Source organism: Intrasporangium sp. (assembly GCF_032907665.1).
Classification (GTDB): domain Bacteria; phylum Actinomycetota; class Actinomycetes; order Actinomycetales; family Dermatophilaceae; genus Intrasporangium.
Genome location: NZ_JAJJPG010000028.1, coordinates 1 through 14,379, shown reverse-complemented (window position 1 = coordinate 14,379; position 14,379 = coordinate 1). Strand labels below are relative to the sequence as shown.

Annotated in this window: 12 protein-coding genes; 5 read left to right on the top strand and 7 right to left on the bottom strand. The window is 71.9% G+C overall.

Annotated elements, in window-relative coordinates; all coding sequences use genetic code 11:
• Positions 1-30: 30 nt before the first annotated feature.
• The 4 genes from LOY02_RS06560 to LOY02_RS06545 all read right to left on the bottom strand — a co-directional run bounded on the left by LOY02_RS06560 (position 31) and on the right by LOY02_RS06545 (position 4,630).
• Positions 31-576: a pyridoxamine 5'-phosphate oxidase family protein gene (locus LOY02_RS06560; RefSeq protein WP_317181535.1), complete on the bottom strand. Its 546-nt coding sequence runs from the start codon at positions 574-576 to the stop codon at positions 31-33.
• A gap of 40 nt (positions 577-616) precedes the next feature.
• Positions 617-2,437 (bottom strand): glutamine--fructose-6-phosphate transaminase (isomerizing), encoded by a 1,821-nt coding sequence (gene glmS, locus LOY02_RS06555; protein WP_317181534.1) that lies wholly within the window; start codon positions 2,435-2,437, stop codon positions 617-619.
• Positions 2,438-2,452: 15 nt separating this feature from the next.
• Positions 2,453-2,713: a hypothetical protein gene (locus LOY02_RS06550; RefSeq protein ID WP_317181533.1), complete on the bottom strand. Its 261-nt coding sequence runs from the start codon at positions 2,711-2,713 to the stop codon at positions 2,453-2,455.
• 252 nt (positions 2,714-2,965) lie between these two features.
• Positions 2,966-4,630, bottom strand: coding sequence for a DEAD/DEAH box helicase (locus tag LOY02_RS06545; protein ID WP_317181532.1), 1,665 nt, complete (start codon positions 4,628-4,630; stop codon positions 2,966-2,968).
• A 240-nt stretch (positions 4,631-4,870) separates the two neighbouring features.
• Here LOY02_RS06545 and LOY02_RS06540 point away from each other — a divergent pair, with 240 nt between their 5' ends.
• Complete coding sequence (locus tag LOY02_RS06540) at positions 4,871-5,584, top strand: ferritin-like fold-containing protein (protein ID WP_317181531.1); 714 nt, start codon at positions 4,871-4,873, stop codon at positions 5,582-5,584.
• Positions 5,585-5,744: 160 nt separating this feature from the next.
• Here the strand turns inward: LOY02_RS06540 and LOY02_RS06535 are convergent, their stop codons facing one another.
• The 3 genes from LOY02_RS06535 to LOY02_RS06525 all read right to left on the bottom strand — a co-directional run bounded on the left by LOY02_RS06535 (position 5,745) and on the right by LOY02_RS06525 (position 7,149).
• The gene (locus LOY02_RS06535; protein ID WP_317181530.1) at positions 5,745-6,011 is read right to left on the bottom strand and encodes a GlsB/YeaQ/YmgE family stress response membrane protein; all 267 of its coding nucleotides are present in this window, start codon (positions 6,009-6,011) and stop codon (positions 5,745-5,747) included.
• 179 nt (positions 6,012-6,190) lie between these two features.
• On the bottom strand, positions 6,191-6,412 hold the full coding sequence (locus LOY02_RS06530) for a DUF3107 domain-containing protein (protein WP_317181529.1): 222 nt from the start codon (positions 6,410-6,412) through the stop codon (positions 6,191-6,193).
• 59 nt (positions 6,413-6,471) lie between these two features.
• Positions 6,472-7,149: a TetR/AcrR family transcriptional regulator gene (locus LOY02_RS06525; protein ID WP_317181528.1), complete on the bottom strand. Its 678-nt coding sequence runs from the start codon at positions 7,147-7,149 to the stop codon at positions 6,472-6,474.
• Between the two features lie 100 nt (positions 7,150-7,249).
• On the opposite strand from LOY02_RS06525, the gene moeB reads away from it, so the two are divergent.
• The 4 genes from moeB to LOY02_RS06505 all read left to right on the top strand — a co-directional run.
• Positions 7,250-8,428, top strand: a complete 1,179-nt coding sequence (gene moeB / locus LOY02_RS06520) for a molybdopterin-synthase adenylyltransferase MoeB (protein ID WP_317181527.1) — start codon at positions 7,250-7,252, stop codon at positions 8,426-8,428.
• Positions 8,428-9,138 carry an MGMT family protein gene (locus LOY02_RS06515; RefSeq protein ID WP_317181526.1) on the top strand — a complete coding sequence of 237 codons (711 nt, stop codon included), beginning with the start codon at positions 8,428-8,430 and terminating at the stop codon, positions 9,136-9,138. The genes moeB and LOY02_RS06515 overlap by 1 nt, the downstream gene beginning before the upstream one ends.
• Positions 9,139-9,419: 281 nt before the next feature.
• Positions 9,420-12,581 carry an ATP-dependent DNA helicase gene (locus tag LOY02_RS06510; RefSeq protein ID WP_317181525.1) on the top strand — a complete coding sequence of 1,054 codons (3,162 nt, stop codon included), beginning with the start codon at positions 9,420-9,422 and terminating at the stop codon, positions 12,579-12,581.
• 38 nt (positions 12,582-12,619) lie between these two features.
• The coding region (locus LOY02_RS06505) for an ATP-dependent helicase (protein WP_410505923.1) at positions 12,620-14,379 on the top strand (1,760 nt) is incomplete at its 3' end.

Genomic DNA, 14,379 nt, shown 5'->3' with positions numbered 1-14,379 from the left:
GCCGATGGCCGGTTCAGGCCTTCCTGCGAGTCAGTCGGCGGCCAGCGCGGGCAGGCCGTCGATCGACGTCGCGTTCTTCTCCGCGCGGTAGCGAGCGAGCCCGTCCGGGCCACGGTTGTGCGTCCACGAGTCGAGCACGTCTCGGTCGCTCTCGTAGGCCATGAGGGGCACGGCGTAGCCGCACGAGTCGGACACCCGGCCCACGTCGACCACGACGACACCCCTCGCGCCCGGGTGGGTGGGGAAGCGTCGTGCCCATCCCTCGAACTCGTCGTCCCCCGGGGTGACGTAGCGGCCCCGGCCGTGGAGACGGACGATGTTGGGCGGACCCTCGAACGCGCAGAACATGAGCGTGATGCGGCCGTTCTCACGCAGGTGAGCGGCCGTCTCCGCTCCGCTGCCCGTCAGGTCGAGGTAGGCGACGGTGTGCTCGTCGATGACACGCAGGGTGTCCAGGCCCTTGGGGGAGAGGTTGACGTGCCCGTCCCCGGAGAGCGGTGCGGTGGCGACGAAGAAGACGTGCTGCGCCTCGATGAATGTGCGCAGCCTCCCCGAGATCGACTCGTGCAGCTTCATCGAGGGGTCCCCTCCTCGGTCGGTATCGGGCGCGCCGGCCTCACTCGACGGTGACCGACTTGGCCAGATTACGCGGCCTGTCGATGTCGAGGCCGCGGGTCATCGCTGCGTGGAGGGCCAGCAGCTGCATGGGGATCATGAGCAGGATCGGGTCGAGCTCGGGCTCGTTGTGGGGCACGTCGATCCGGTGGTCCGCGACGCCGTCGAGCTCGACGCCGGGATGGGTCACTGCGACCACCCGCCCGCCGCGGGCCCGGATCTGCTCTGCCGCGGCGACGTTGCGCTCCGTCAGCTCGTCCTGGGGGATGACGGCAACGGTGGGGAGTGACTCCTCGATGAGCGCGAGGGGGCCGTGCTTGAGCTCGCTCGTCTGGTAGGCCTCCGCGTGTCGGTAGGAGATCTCCTTGAGCTTCTGGGCGCCTTCGCGGGCGACCGGGAAGCCGCGCACGCGCCCGATGAAGAAGAGGCTCTGTGCCGTGGCCAGCCCCCGCGCGACCTCTGCGATCCGATCCTCTCCGGCGAGGACCGCAGCGATGTCATCGGGCAGGCGCTGCAGGCCCGCAATGATCCGTTGCCCGTCCGCGACGGAGAGGTCACGGACCCGGCCGAGGAGCAGCGCGAGCAGCGCGAAGCCGACTCCCATGTGGGTCAAGGCCTTGGTCGAGGCCACGGAGACCTCGGGACCGGCATGGAGGTAGATGCCGCCGTCGCACTCGCGCGCAATCGTCGAGCCGACGACGTTGACGAGCCCGATGACCCGGCCGCCCTTGCGCTGGATCTCCCGGACTGCGAAGGCCGTGTCGGCCGTCTCACCGGACTGGCTCACTGCGATGTAGAGCGTGTCCGGCTCGATGATGGGGTTGCGGTAGCGGAACTCGGAGGCGGCCTCGGCGTGGGCCGGGATGCGGGCGAGCTCCTCGATCATCAGGGCGCCGAGCTCGCCGACGTAGAACGCGGACCCGCAGCCGAGGATCTTGACGCGCGTGAACGCGCGCAGCTCCCGCGGCGTGATGTTGAGCCCGTCGAGCCGCGCAGTACCGAAGCGGGTGTCGAGGCGACCGCCGAGCATGCGGGCGACGGTCTCGGGCTGCTCCGCGATCTCCTTGGCCATGAAGCTCGCATGGGCGCCGAGCTCGACGTCCTGCGCTTCGACGTCGATGGTCGTCGGGGTCCGGCCGGTATCCGCGGCGTCACGGGTGAAGGTGCGGTAGCCCCGGGCGGTGACCGACGCGAGCTCGCCGTCGTCGAGGTGGATGACAGACGACGTGTGCCGAACGAGGGCCGCCACGTCGGAGGCGACGAACATCTCCTTGTCCCCGACGCCGATGATCAGGGGAGAGCCGTTGCGGGCCACCACGATCCGATCCGGATCAGCTTGGTCGACGACGGCGAGGGCGTAGGTCCCCACGAGCCGGTCGACGGCGTCGAGCACGCGCTCGTCGAGCGTGGCGGCGTCGGAGCGGCGGACGAGGTGGGCGACGACCTCCGTGTCCGTGTCGGACGAGAAGGTGACGCCCTCGGCCTCGAGACCGGCGCGCAGTGCAGCGGCATTGTCGATGATGCCGTTGTGGACGACGGCCACCCGGTCGTCCTCGCTGCGGTGCGGGTGGGCGTTCGCCTCGGTCGCGGGACCGTGCGTGGCCCAGCGGGTGTGGCCGATGCCGACCGTGCCTGCGAGGCGTCGGGGGAGCGCGGCCTCGAGGTCGCGGACCCGGCCCACCCGACGCAGCGTGGTCGCGCCGCTCGGACCGAGCACACTCAGCCCCGCGGAGTCATAGCCGCGGTACTCGAGCCGGTTGAGGCCCTCGACGAGGATGGGTGCGGCCGGTTGACGGCCGATGTAGCCGACGATTCCACACATGCGTGACCTCCCTGGTCAGCCGTAGACGATGCGGCGCAGCTGCCGCTCGGTCAGGGTGGGGGCCGCGACAGGGCGCCCCACCAGCTCGTGCTGGAGGATCCGGAAGATCTCCGCGTTACGGGCCCCGTAGGTCTGCAGGTGCGCGTGGCGGCGCCGGACGTAGTCCTCGAGGGGCTCGGCGTAGTGCGCCAGGACGTCGCCGATGACACGCGCCGCCTCCGCCTCGGTGAGGCCGCTCGACTCGGAGATCCGGGTGATGAGTTCTGGATCAGGCACGGGTCGACAATGCCGGAACGTCACCCTCAACGCCAAGATTCTGCCCGGAATCGGGCAGAATCAAGGCCGAATTCGGAGAGAAGAAGCGCTTCGTATGCCGCTGGGCTGGCTGGAGCGGCCCGGTGCGGTCTGCCCGACGGTCGCCGCCCAGAAGCCGGGCCCCGACATCGGGCCCTCTCGCCGTCCGAGCCGTGCGCTCCGGACTGCCCGAGGCCCGCTTGCCCCGGCTCAGCCGCCGGGAGAGGAGTCAGGTCAGTCGGCGCTCGTGGTCGCGGGTGCTGACTCGTTGCGAGCGGGGCCACCCCTCCGGCGGCGTCGGGTTCGCGAGGCAGCCCCGCCGGAGCCGGTGGGCTCGGCGGAGGCGCTCGCCGTGGCATCGGCGCCGGAGGTCGCCGCACCGGTTGCGGCGGCCGCTGCGCCGGCTCCCCGCGTCCGCCGCCTGTTGCGGCTGCGCCGGGGTCGGCTCTCGCCCTCTGCTGTGACCGCGCTGGAGGCATCGCGACGGCCCCTGGCCGACCGTTCCCGTGAACCGCGGTCGCCCCGGTCAGCCCGGTCGCCCCGGTCAGGACGGTCACCGGTCCGGCCCTTGCCGTGACGCTTGCCGGTCTCACCGAGGTCTTCGATCTCCTCGGCCTCGAGCCCGGCGCGCGTCTGCTCCGACTTGCGCAGGTAGCCGCGCACGTCGGTGGGGATGTCCAGGTCGGTGTAGAGGTGCTCGGACGAGGAGTAGGTCTCCTGCGGCTCAGGGATACCGAGGTCGAGGGCCTTGTTGATCAGGGCCCAGCGATGCAGGTCATCCCAGTCGACGAACGTCACCGCGATGCCGGTGTTGCCCGCGCGGGCGGTGCGCCCGATCCGGTGCAGGTAGGTCTTCTCGTCCTCCGGACACTGGAAGTTGATGACGTGGCTGACGTTGTCGACGTCGATACCGCGGGCGGCGACATCGGTCGCGACAAGGATGTCGACCTTGCCCTTGCGGAAGGCCCGGAGCGCCTGCTCGCGCGCGCCCTGCCCGAGGTCACCGTGGATCGCGGCAGCCGCGAAGCCCCGGTCGACCAGCTCGTCGGCGACCTTCGCCGCGGTGCGCTTGGTGCGGCTGAAGATGATGGTCAGGCCCCGGTCCTTCGCCTGGAGCATGCGAGAGAGCATCTCGACCTTGTCCATGGCGTGGGCCCGGTAGACGAACTGCTCGACGGCCTTGACCGTGTGCGCGTTCTCGGTGCCGTCGCCCATGGCGCGGATGTGGGTCGGCTGGGACATGTAGCGGCGGGCGAGCGTGACGATCGCGCCCGGCATCGTCGCCGAGAAGAGCATGGTCTGGCGCGACGCCGGGGTCAGGGCCATCAGCGTCTCCACGTCGGGCAGGAACCCGAGGTCGAGCATCTCGTCGGCCTCGTCGAGGACCACGACCTTCGCCTGCGACAGGTCCAGGTGACCCTGCTTGGACAGGTCGATGAGCCGCCCCGGGGTGCCGACGACGACCTCGACGCCGCGCTTGAGCGCCTCGATCTGGGGCTCGTAGGCGCGCCCGCCGTAGACGGTGAGCACGCGGATGCCGCGCCGCTTGCCGGCGCGCTCGAGGTCACCGGCCACCTGGACGGCGAGCTCGCGGGTCGGGGCGACCGCCAGCGCCTGGGGCTTACCCGGGCGGGTGAGCGCGTCGAAGCCCTCGTCGCCCGGAGCGACGATGCTGTTGAGCATCGGCACGCCGAAGCCGAGGGTCTTGCCGGTGCCGGTCTTCGCCTGGCCGATGATGTCGTGGCCCGACAACGCCACGGGGAGGGTCATCGCCTGGATCGGGAACGGCGTGGTGATCCCGCCGTCGGCGAGGGCCGCGATGATGTCGGGGTGGATCTCGAAGTCCTCGAAGGTGATCTCCGGGGCAGGTGCGTGCGAGGTTTCGGTGGACTGGGTCATCACTGTCTTTCGATCGGCACGAGCACCAGCCGCGAGTGCGGGAGCTCAGTGCGAGGAGTCATGCTCCGGGCCGATCGGGGAGTCAGTGAGGTGGTCATCGTGCCGACCGGGCACCGTGCTGTCCCGCCCAGTCTACCGGCAGGGCGGGGCGCCACGGTCCACGCTCGCCACGGCCAGCCCTCGGCGGTCCGCGGGACGTCGCGCGACCGCCGAGGAGGGCGAGTCATTAGATTGGCGGCCATGAGCGACGCCGAGGACCGGGAACCGCAGCCGGGACCAGACCGCGACCTGTCCGATCCGACCTACCGTGGCGCCGTCGCCGACCTCCTCGGGGCCCTCGCGTACGGGGAGCTGCGCGCCTTCGCACAGCTGGCCAAGGACTCCGAGCTCGCGCCGACCCTCGCCCACAAGTCGGCCCTCGCCGTCCTCGCGGCTCACGAGCTGCGCAACTTCACGCTGCTCACCGATCGGCTGACGTCTCTCGGCGTCGAGCCCGAGGCGGCCATGCAGCCCTTCGTCGAGGCGGTCGACGCATTCCACGAGCGCACGACACCGAGCGACTGGCTCGAGGGCCTTGTCAAGGCGTACGTCGGGGAAGGCATCGCGCAGGACTTCTACCGGGAGGTCGCCAACTACGTCGACGCGGACACGAAGGCTCTCGTCCTCACCGTTCTGGAGGACCAGGGCCACTCGGACTTCGCCGTCTCGGCGGTCCGTCAGGCCATCGACGACGACCGCAGGATCGCTGGACGGCTCGCCCTCTGGGGTCGGCGGCTGGTCGGCGAGGCCATCACCCAGGCCCAGCGGGTCGGTGTCGAGCGCGACGCACTGGCAGGGCTCCTCGTCGGGGCGCCCGGAAGTGGTGGCGCGGACCTCGCCGAGCTGGGTCGGATGTTCGTCCGTCTCACCGACGAGCACACGAGGCGAATGGAGCGACTCGGTCTTTCCGCCTGAGCCTGTCGGCGCGGCGTGGTGTCGGGCGGTCACGTTCCCGCGGGCAGCGGGCCGACCGGCACCCGGGAGTGAGCCCACCGGCATACGTCATGGGCCCCCGGAGCAGCGAAGGGCCCGGCCGCCGAGCAGCCGGGCCCTTCGCCGTGTCAAGCGATCTCGGTCAGACGCGACGGCCGCGGATCGCACCGTAGATGAGGATCAGCGCCGCAGCGACGACGATGCCGATCAGGAAGGAGATCCAGTCGATCCCGCCGGTGTCATCCACTCCCGTCACGGTGTAGTAGATCCACGAACCGATGACGCCACCGAGGGCGCCGAGGATCACCGTCATCAGCAAGCTGATGTTCTGACGCCCCGGCAGAACCAGGCGGGCCAGCGGGCCGATGATCGCGCCGGCGAGAAGTGCGATAAGGATTGTCCACAACATTGGATGCGTTCCTCCTCCGTGCCCGGGTCGGGCGGATACGGACCGGCTGTCCCGGTCTGTCTCTACTGAACCACGTACCCAGCCTCGTGGTGTGAGCCACGCGGGTGCCGATCCGGTTACGGAGGAAAACGATTCGCGACCAGGTGATGCCGGGGTGGGGCGGCGCAGTGCGGACGAACTCAGTGGACTCCGAAGCCCACGCCCGTCTTGCGCTCGGCGCCGAGCGTCACATAGCCGATCGAGCCGCTCGGCACGATGACGCGGCCGCCCTTGTCGTCGGTCAGCTCGAGCAGCTCGGCCGTGCGCGCAGCCTTGACCGCCTCGACGAGCTCGTCGGCGGTCAGGGTCGTCTCGAACGTGATCTCGCGTGCCACGTGCTGCACGCCGATGCGGACCTCCACGGTCGAACCTCTTTCTCGTCGTCAGTCAGGAGCCGATCGGATCGTCCCCTCACGACACCTTAACCAGCGGCCGACCCCACCGATTCCCGGCCCGGTCGACCCTTGCCGACAGCAGGGAACGCGCCGAAGCCGCGGCGGATCAAGGCGCTCGTGATCCGCGTCGCCGTCTCCTTGGAGATCGTGTCGACGTGGTCGAGCCAGTGCCGCGCCGACGTCTGGGCGAGGCCGACGAGCCCGACGCCGACGAGGACGGCCTCGTCGTGGTCCATCGACGTCTCGGCCCTGATGATGTCCGCCATGGCCTCGGCACACGTGAGGTCGACCTGGTCGAGGCGCTTGCGCACCTCGGGGTCGTTGGCGAGGTCCGACTCGAAGACGAGACGGAAGGCCGCGCCCTCCTGGGCGACGAAGTCGAAGTAGGCCTTGACCATGGTGTTGATGCGCGCCTTGTTGTCCTCCAGGGCGAGCGCGTCCCGGACGAGCTTCTCCAGCTCCGTCGAGTGCTGGTCGACGAGCGCGAGATAGAGCTCGAGCTTGCCGGGGAAGTGCTGGTAGAGCACGGGCTTGGACACCCCTGCGCGAGCCGCGATGTCGTCCATGGCGGCCTGGTGGTACCCGTTCTCGACGAAGACGCCGAGCGCGGCCTCGAGCAGCTGGGCGCGTCGCTCCGAGCGGGGCAGGCGCTGCCCGCGCTGTCCGGGCTGTCCGGGCTGCATGGTCGGCGTGTCGTCGGGCATGGGGTCCTCTGGTTCGTGTCGGGCACCGGGCCCCTGCCTGCCGGGTCGGCGACGGTGGCGACGGTGTCGCTCTCACAATACCGACCAGTACGGTTGTGGCATGCCGTTCGAGCCACTCGTCAAGACCGGGCAACCGCTCTCCGCGGCGGAGGTCACGCGCTACGCGAGGCACGTGCTCATCCCCGGAGTCGGCCACGAGGGCCAGGAGCGCCTCGCCGCCGCCAGGGTCCTCGTCGTCGGGGCGGGCGGCCTCGGCTCGCCCGCACTCCTCTACCTCGCGGCAGCCGGCGTGGGCACCATCGGGATCGTCGACGCCGACGTGGTCGAGCTGACCAACCTCCATCGCCAGGTGATCCACTCCGACGCCGACCTCGGTCGGCCCAAGACGGAGTCGGCCGCGGCCGCGGTCGGCCGCGTCAACCCGCACGTGCGGGTCATCCGCCACGACCTGACCCTCGACTCCACGAACGCCCTCGACGTCATCCGCGACTACGACGTCGTCGTCGACGGCACCGACAACTTCCCGACGCGCTACCTCATCAACGACGCGTGCGTCCTCCTCGGCAAGCCCCACGTCTGGGGCTCCATCCTTCGCTTCGACGGTCAGGCGTCCGTGTGGTGGAAGGGGCACGGCCCGTGCTACCGGTGCGTCTTCCCGGAGCCGCCGCCGCCGGGCTCGGTGCCCAGCTGCGCAGAAGGGGGTGTCTTCGGGATCCTCTGTGCTGCAATCGGATCGGTGCAGTCCACCGAGACGGTCAAGCTTCTGCTCGGGCTCGGTGAGCCGCTGACCGGGCGCCTGCTCGTCCATGACGCCCTGCGCCAGTCCTGGGACACCCTGACCGTGCGGGCCGACCCCGCGTGCCCCGTCTGCGGAGAGGACCCGTCGATCACCGAGCTCATCGACTACGTCGAGTTCTGCGGCGTCCCCGGCGCGCCCGCCGTCGGTGAGGTCGACGTGCCCGAGGTGTCGGTCCGCGAGATGGTGAGCGAGCTCGCCGGTCCACAGCCGCCGCTGCTCGTCGACGTGCGCGGCGAGGAGGAGCGGGCCATCGCCTCGATCCCGGGCGCCGTCCCGATCCACCTCGACCGCTTCCGCAGCGGCCAGGCGTGGGACGAGCTGCCTCGCGACCGCCGGGTCCTCATCCACTGCAAGGTCGGGGCCCGGTCGGCGGAGGCGACGCGGCTGGCGCTGCGCGCCGGCTACACGGACGTCGCCAACGTGGCGGGCGGTGTCATCGCCTACCTGCACGACATCGACGCGAGCCAGCCGGAGTACTGATGGAGGACTACGCCCAGCGCGTCCTCGAGGTGGTCGCGCGGATCCCGCCCGGGCGTGTCGTCGCCTACGGCGACATCGCACGGGCACTGGGTGAGGGCGGGGCCCGCAACGTCGGGACGGTCATGAGCCGCTACGGTGCCGACGTCCCCTGGTGGCGGGTGATCCGGGCCGACGGCCGTCCCCCGCAGGGTCACGACGCCGTCGCCATCGAGCACTGGCGGGCCGAGGGCACACCCATGGTGCGGGGCCTGCTCGAGGGAGGGCGGGTCGACATGGCGGCCGCGCGCTGGCCGATCCCGGAGACCCGAAGTGCACCCGGGGGTCGAGGAGGCCTCCATCACGTCGAGCTCTGGGTCGCCGACATCGGCGCGGCGAAGCGGGAATGGGGGTGGCTGCTCGGCCGTCTCGGCTACCGGCTCGGCGACGACTGGGGCCACGGCCAGGCGTGGGAGCTCGGCCCCCTCTACATCGTCATCGAGTCCGGTCCGGACGTCTCCCCGGGCCGGCACGAGCGGACGCGGCCCGGCCTCAACCACCTCGCCTTCCGTGCGGGCTCGCGACAGGACGTCGATGACATCGTCGCCGCACGCTCCGACGGAGGGTGGACCCTGATGTTCACCGACCGTCATCCTTTCGCGGGGGGCCCGCAGCACTACGCCGCCTACCTGGAGAGCGGGGAGGGCTTCGAGGTCGAGCTCGTCGCCGAGTGACAGCAGGCCAGGCCGAGGGATGCCGTATGCCGCTGAGCCCGCCCCGTGCCCCGGTCCGTCGGGCGCCCGGCTGGCTGAGCGGCATACCGCTGTCGTCGCCCGGTGCGCCGCTGAGCTGCCCTTCATCACGACGCTCCCGCCAGTTCGCAGCATCATCCAGACCTGCCGTGGTGCGTCCGGCGGTCGCAGCTGATGCGCCCTGGGGACCGTCGTGGGGACGGACCCGCGCCACGCCCGCCGAGGTGCGGGTGACTGTCGGCGTCACGTGATGGAATCCTTCGGTGGTCATCCTCCGCCGAGCCCCCGCCGAGCTGGCGCGGGAGGTGCGCCTCGATGACTCCCAGCAGCAGGCTCTCGACTCGACGGCGGCGGTGCTCCGCGTCCTGGGCGGTCCCGGCACCGGCAAGTCGACCCTGGCGGTCGAGCTCGTCGTCGACGCCGTCTCCGACGGTGCACGGGCAGATGAGTGCCTCGTCGTTGCCGCCACACGGTCTGCGGCCGGCGCGCTTCGCCAGCGCGTGACGGCACGCCTCGGTGGCACGTCGACCCAGCCGCTCGCCCGGACGTGGCAGGCCCTCGGCTTCGGCATCCTGCGAGCGGAGGCGGCGCTTCGCGGCGGAGCGGTGCCGCGGCTGCTCAACGGCCCCGAGCAGGACGCCATCCTCAGGGACCTCCTCGCCGGGCACGCGGCGGGCGACGCTCCGGGTCCGGAGTGGCCGGAGTCAGTGCGGGGTGCGTTGGGCACCCGGGGGTTCCGCAACGAGCTGCGCGATCTGCTCATGCGGGCAGTCGAGCACGGGCAGGGGCCGGATGAGCTGCACCGCCTCGGCGTGGAGCACGACCGGCCCGAGTGGGTCGCCGCCGCCGTCGTCCTCCGCGAGTACGACGAGGTGACGGCGCTGGGTCGGCACGGCGCCTATGACCCCGCCTGGGTGCTCACCGCCGCAGCCGACCTGCTCGAGGACGACCAGTCGGCGCTCGCCCGGCTCCACGAGCGGCTCCGGCTGGTCGTCGTCGACGATGCACACGAGATGACCTCGGCAGCCGCCCGTCTGCTTCGGGTCATCACGCCGGGTGGGCCCCGGGTGGTGCTCCTCGGCGACCCCGACTCCGCCGTGCAGACCTTCCGGGGTGCCGACCCCCGGTTCCTCGCGAGCAACTGGGAGGCCCTCGGGGCTGCCACCGGCGAAGCGCCGGACCACGAGACCCTGGTGCTGCGACGAGGACATCGGCTGCCCGCCGCCGTAGCGGCGGTGGCAGACCGCGTGTCGCGGCGGATCGGGGCGCTCGGTGGCGGTGACCAGCGCAGGTGCGTGCCGACTCCCTCGGCGGGTCAGGTCGACGTCGCACTGCTCCGCTCGGTGGCTCAGGAGACGAGCCACATCGCCTCCGTCCTCCGGCGGGCACACCTCGTCGAGGGCATTCCGTGGACGGACATGGCAGTGGTCGTCCGGGGGAGCGCGCGGGCCATGACCCTGCGTCGCGCCCTGGCCCAGGCCGGGGTGCCGGTGACGGCGGCCACGGCAGAGGCGCCGGTGCGCGACGAGACCGCGGTGCGCCCCCTGCTCGCCCTCCTCGAGGAGTCCGTGGCGATCGCGCGCGACCCGGGCCACGTCCTTGACCCGGTGCGTGCGGCGGATCTCATCCTCTCCCCGCTGGGCGGCTCCGACACGGTCGGCCTGAGGCGCCTCCGACGGCTGCTCCGGCAGGAGGAGCTGGCGGAGGGCGGCAGCAGGTCGAGCGACGAGCTGCTGTCCGCGCTGGTGCGTGAGCCGTCGTGGGCCACGCGGCTCGGTGGCACGGGCCGGCCCGCGTCCCGCATCGCCTCTGCCCTCGCCGCAGGAGTGGCGGCCGCCCAGGCCGGGGCAGACGGTCGCTGGGCCTCCGGGGTGACGGCCGAGTCGGTGCTGTGGGCGATCTGGCAGGGGGCAGGGGTGGCCGAGCCCTGGCGCAGGCAGGCGCTCGCCGGTGGCTCCGCCGGGCAGCGGGCGGACCGGGACCTCGACGCGGTCCTCGCGTTGTTCGACGCGGCCGGGTCCTTCGTCGACCGGCTGCCGACCGCTGGGCCCGACACGTTCGTCGAGCACATCCTCGGCCAGGACGTTCCCGGGGACACGCTGCTCGTGGGCGGTCAGGCGGGCGCGCAGGTCTCGCTCGTGACGCCCCAGACCGCCGCGGGGCGCGAGTGGCGGATCGTCGTCGTCGCAGGTGTGCAGGAAGGGGTGTGGCCGGACCTGCGCCTGCGGGGTTCCGTCCTCGGCTCCGAGGATCTCGTCGACGTGGTGACGCAGCGACCCTCCGGCTTCCGGGCGGCGCAGGCGGCGGTCCGCTACGACGAGACCCGGCTCTTCCACGTCGCCGTGACCCGGTCCACGGAGCGCCTGCTCGTCACTGCGGTGGGCAACGAGGACGAGCAGCCCTCGGTCTACCTCGACCTCGTCGACCCGCCCGAGGGTGTGCGGATGGCCGACGAGGTTCGTCCCCACACGGACGTCTCTCGCACGATGTCGCTCGCCGGGCTCGTGGGAGAGCTGCGACGCGAGGTCGTCAGCCCCGATCCCGGAGTGGCAGAGCCGGCGCTGGCGCTGCTCGCGGCGGCAGCGCGCGCCGGGGTCCGGGGGGCCGACCCGCGCGGCTGGTGGGCGCTCCGAGACGTGTCGACGGACCGTCCGGTGCGGCGCGAGGGAGAGCCGGTCCACGTCTCCCCGTCGAAGGTGACGTACTTCTCCGAGTGCGGGCTGCGCTGGTTCCTCACCTCGGTCGGTGGCGAAGGCGTCTCGCTCGGGGCGGCCTCCGTCGGGACCTTCGTCCACGACATCATCGCCGAGCTGCCTGACGCTCCGCTCGAGGTCCTCGCCGCCGAAGTGGATGCCCGCTGGGGCCGGCTCGGGCTGCCATCCGGCTGGGTCACCGACCGCACCCATCGGGAAGCGCTCGACATGGTGGCCCGCTACGTGTCATACCGCGAGTCGGTCGCGAAGGACTGGGAGGCGGTCGGCATCGAGACCGAGTTCCGCGTTCGCGTCGGCCGAGCCGTCGTCGCGGGCCGGGTCGACCGCATCGAGCGTGACCGAGACGGAAGGCTCCGCATCGTCGACCTGAAGACCGGCACGAGCAAGCCGACAAAGGTCGAGCTGGAGCGGCACGGGCAGCTCGGCGCCTACCAGGTCGCCGTCGAGGCGGACGGCTTCCCGGCGCTGGGCTCGCAGAGTGCTGGCGCGGCCCTGGTGTTCATCGGGAAGGGCGGTCTGGCAGGTCGGCGGCCCGCCGTGCTCGCCCAGCCGGCTCTGTCCGAATCTGCCGAGCCGACGTGGGCGCGCGCGCTCGTCGAGGAGACCGCGGACGGGATGGCGGGTGCAACCTTCGTTGCGTCCCAAGGCAACTGCCGCACCTGCCCGGTGAAGTCGTCCTGCCCCGTGCAGCCGGAGGGAGATGCCCTGTGACCACGACGACAGCTCGCCTCACGGCGACGAGTGAAGGGATGCGACTGTCCGCCGCCGACATCGCGCGGGCGCTCGAGCTGCCCCCACCGACTGCCGAGCAGGCGGCAGTCATCGAGGCCGGGCCTCGCCCCCTGCTCGTCGTGGCCGGTGCCGGCTCAGGCAAGACGGAGACGATGGCAGCTCGGGTGGTCTGGCTCGTCGCCAACGGCCTGGTGGCCCCGGACCAGGTCCTCGGCCTCACCTTCACGCGGAAGGCGGCCGCAGAGCTGTCCCAGCGCATCGCCAAGCGGCTGCGCGGGCTCGTCCGCGCCGGGATCTGGACACCCCCGGCCGACGACGGCACCGGCGCCGAGGTGCTCGGTGGCACCCCGACCGTCTCGACCTACCACTCCTATGCAGGTCGTCTCGTCCGCGAGCACGCCCTGCGCCTCGGGATCGAGCCGGAGTTCCGGGTGCTCACCGAGGCGGGCGCCTGGCAGCTGGCAGCCGAGGCGGTGTCACGCTGGGACGGGCCGATGGACGAGGTGGCCAAGTCCGAGGCGACGGTCATCGAGGCCGTGATGTCCCTCGCAGGCGAGATGGCCGAGCACATCCGCACGCCGGCCGAGGTGATGGGCCACCTCGACGAGGTCATCGCGACGCTCGAGGCCCTGCCCGACGGCGACGGCCGCGGGAGCCTTGCGCCGGCCAAGGAGGCCCTGGCCGTGCTTCGGGAGCGGCGTGCCGTCCTGCCCATCGTCGAGGCCTTCCAGCGCGTGAAGCAGGAGCGGGAGTCGCTGGACTTCGCGGACCAGGTTGCCCTCGCCGCCCGAGTCGCCGAATCGGTGCCGGCCGTCGGAGTGACGGAGCGTGAGCGGTTCCGGGCGGTCCTGCTCGACGAGTTCCAGGACACGTCCGAGGCGCAGCTGGCGCTCTTGCGCTCCCTCTTCCATGACCCCTCCGTCGCTCTCACCGCGGTCGGGGACCCGAACCAGTCCATCTACGGCTGGCGCGGCGCGAGCGCGACCACCCTGCTCCGCTTCCCCGAGGAGTTCGCGGGTCGAGAGGGGCCGGCGGACGTGCTCCCCCTGTCGACGAGCTGGCGCAACGACGAGCTGATCCTCGCGGCGGCCAACGTCACGGCGACGCCCCTGGCGACGGCTCACGTGCGACCGTTGCGAGCCCGCCCGGGCGCAGGACCCGGCACCATCACCATCGCGCGTCACGAGACCGCCGACGACGAGGCCGAGCAGGTGGCCGCCTGGGTCGCCGCGCGGTGGCGGTCCCCGAGCGGTCGACGGACGGGGCGAAGCGCCGCCGTGCTGTGTCGTCGCCGATCGTCCTTCCCCATCATCATGGAGGCACTCCGCGCCGCTGGGCTCCCCGTCGAGGTCGTCGGTCTGGGCGGTCTGCTCAGCACCCCGGAGGTCAGCGATCTCGTCGCACTGCTGTGGGTCGTGCAGGACCCGACGCGCGGGGACCAGCTGATGCGGCTGCTCACGGGCCCGGTCCTCCGTCTCGGCGCCGCCGACCTCGACGCGTTCTGGGCCTGGGCCAAGGAGCAGCACTCCCGACCCTGGCGCGTCGGTCATGCAGACGTGACGCAGGATGCCCTACCCATCGCCGCCAGTGCCGATGACGCAGGACACGGCGACGTCTCGCGGCTGCTCGCTGACACCCACGGAAGCGACTCCCGGGTCGAGCACCCCTCGCTCCCACGTCGGGAGTCCGACCTCGCCGCCGACAGCGCCGACACGACCACGCTCGTCGAGGCACTCGACGAGCTCCCGCCGCCGGGCTGGACCGGGCGGGGTGGCGC

Excerpts from the sequence above, each read along its gene's own strand:
- LOY02_RS06545 (WP_317181532.1), bottom strand. The coding sequence starts at position 4,630 with ATGACCCAGTCCACCGAAACCTCGCACGCACCTGCCCCGGAGATCACC.
- LOY02_RS06540 (WP_317181531.1), top strand. The coding sequence starts at position 4,871 with ATGAGCGACGCCGAGGACCGGGAACCGCAGCCGGGACCAGACCGCGAC.
- moeB (WP_317181527.1), top strand. The coding sequence starts at position 7,250 with ATGCCGTTCGAGCCACTCGTCAAGACCGGGCAACCGCTCTCCGCGGCG.
- LOY02_RS06525 (WP_317181528.1), bottom strand. The coding sequence starts at position 7,149 with ATGCCCGACGACACGCCGACCATGCAGCCCGGACAGCCCGGACAGCGC.
- LOY02_RS06535 (WP_317181530.1), bottom strand. The coding sequence starts at position 6,011 with ATGTTGTGGACAATCCTTATCGCACTTCTCGCCGGCGCGATCATCGGC.
- glmS (WP_317181534.1), bottom strand. The coding sequence starts at position 2,437 with ATGTGTGGAATCGTCGGCTACATCGGCCGTCAACCGGCCGCACCCATC.
- LOY02_RS06515 (WP_317181526.1), top strand. The coding sequence starts at position 8,428 with ATGGAGGACTACGCCCAGCGCGTCCTCGAGGTGGTCGCGCGGATCCCG.
- LOY02_RS06560 (WP_317181535.1), bottom strand. The coding sequence starts at position 576 with ATGAAGCTGCACGAGTCGATCTCGGGGAGGCTGCGCACATTCATCGAG.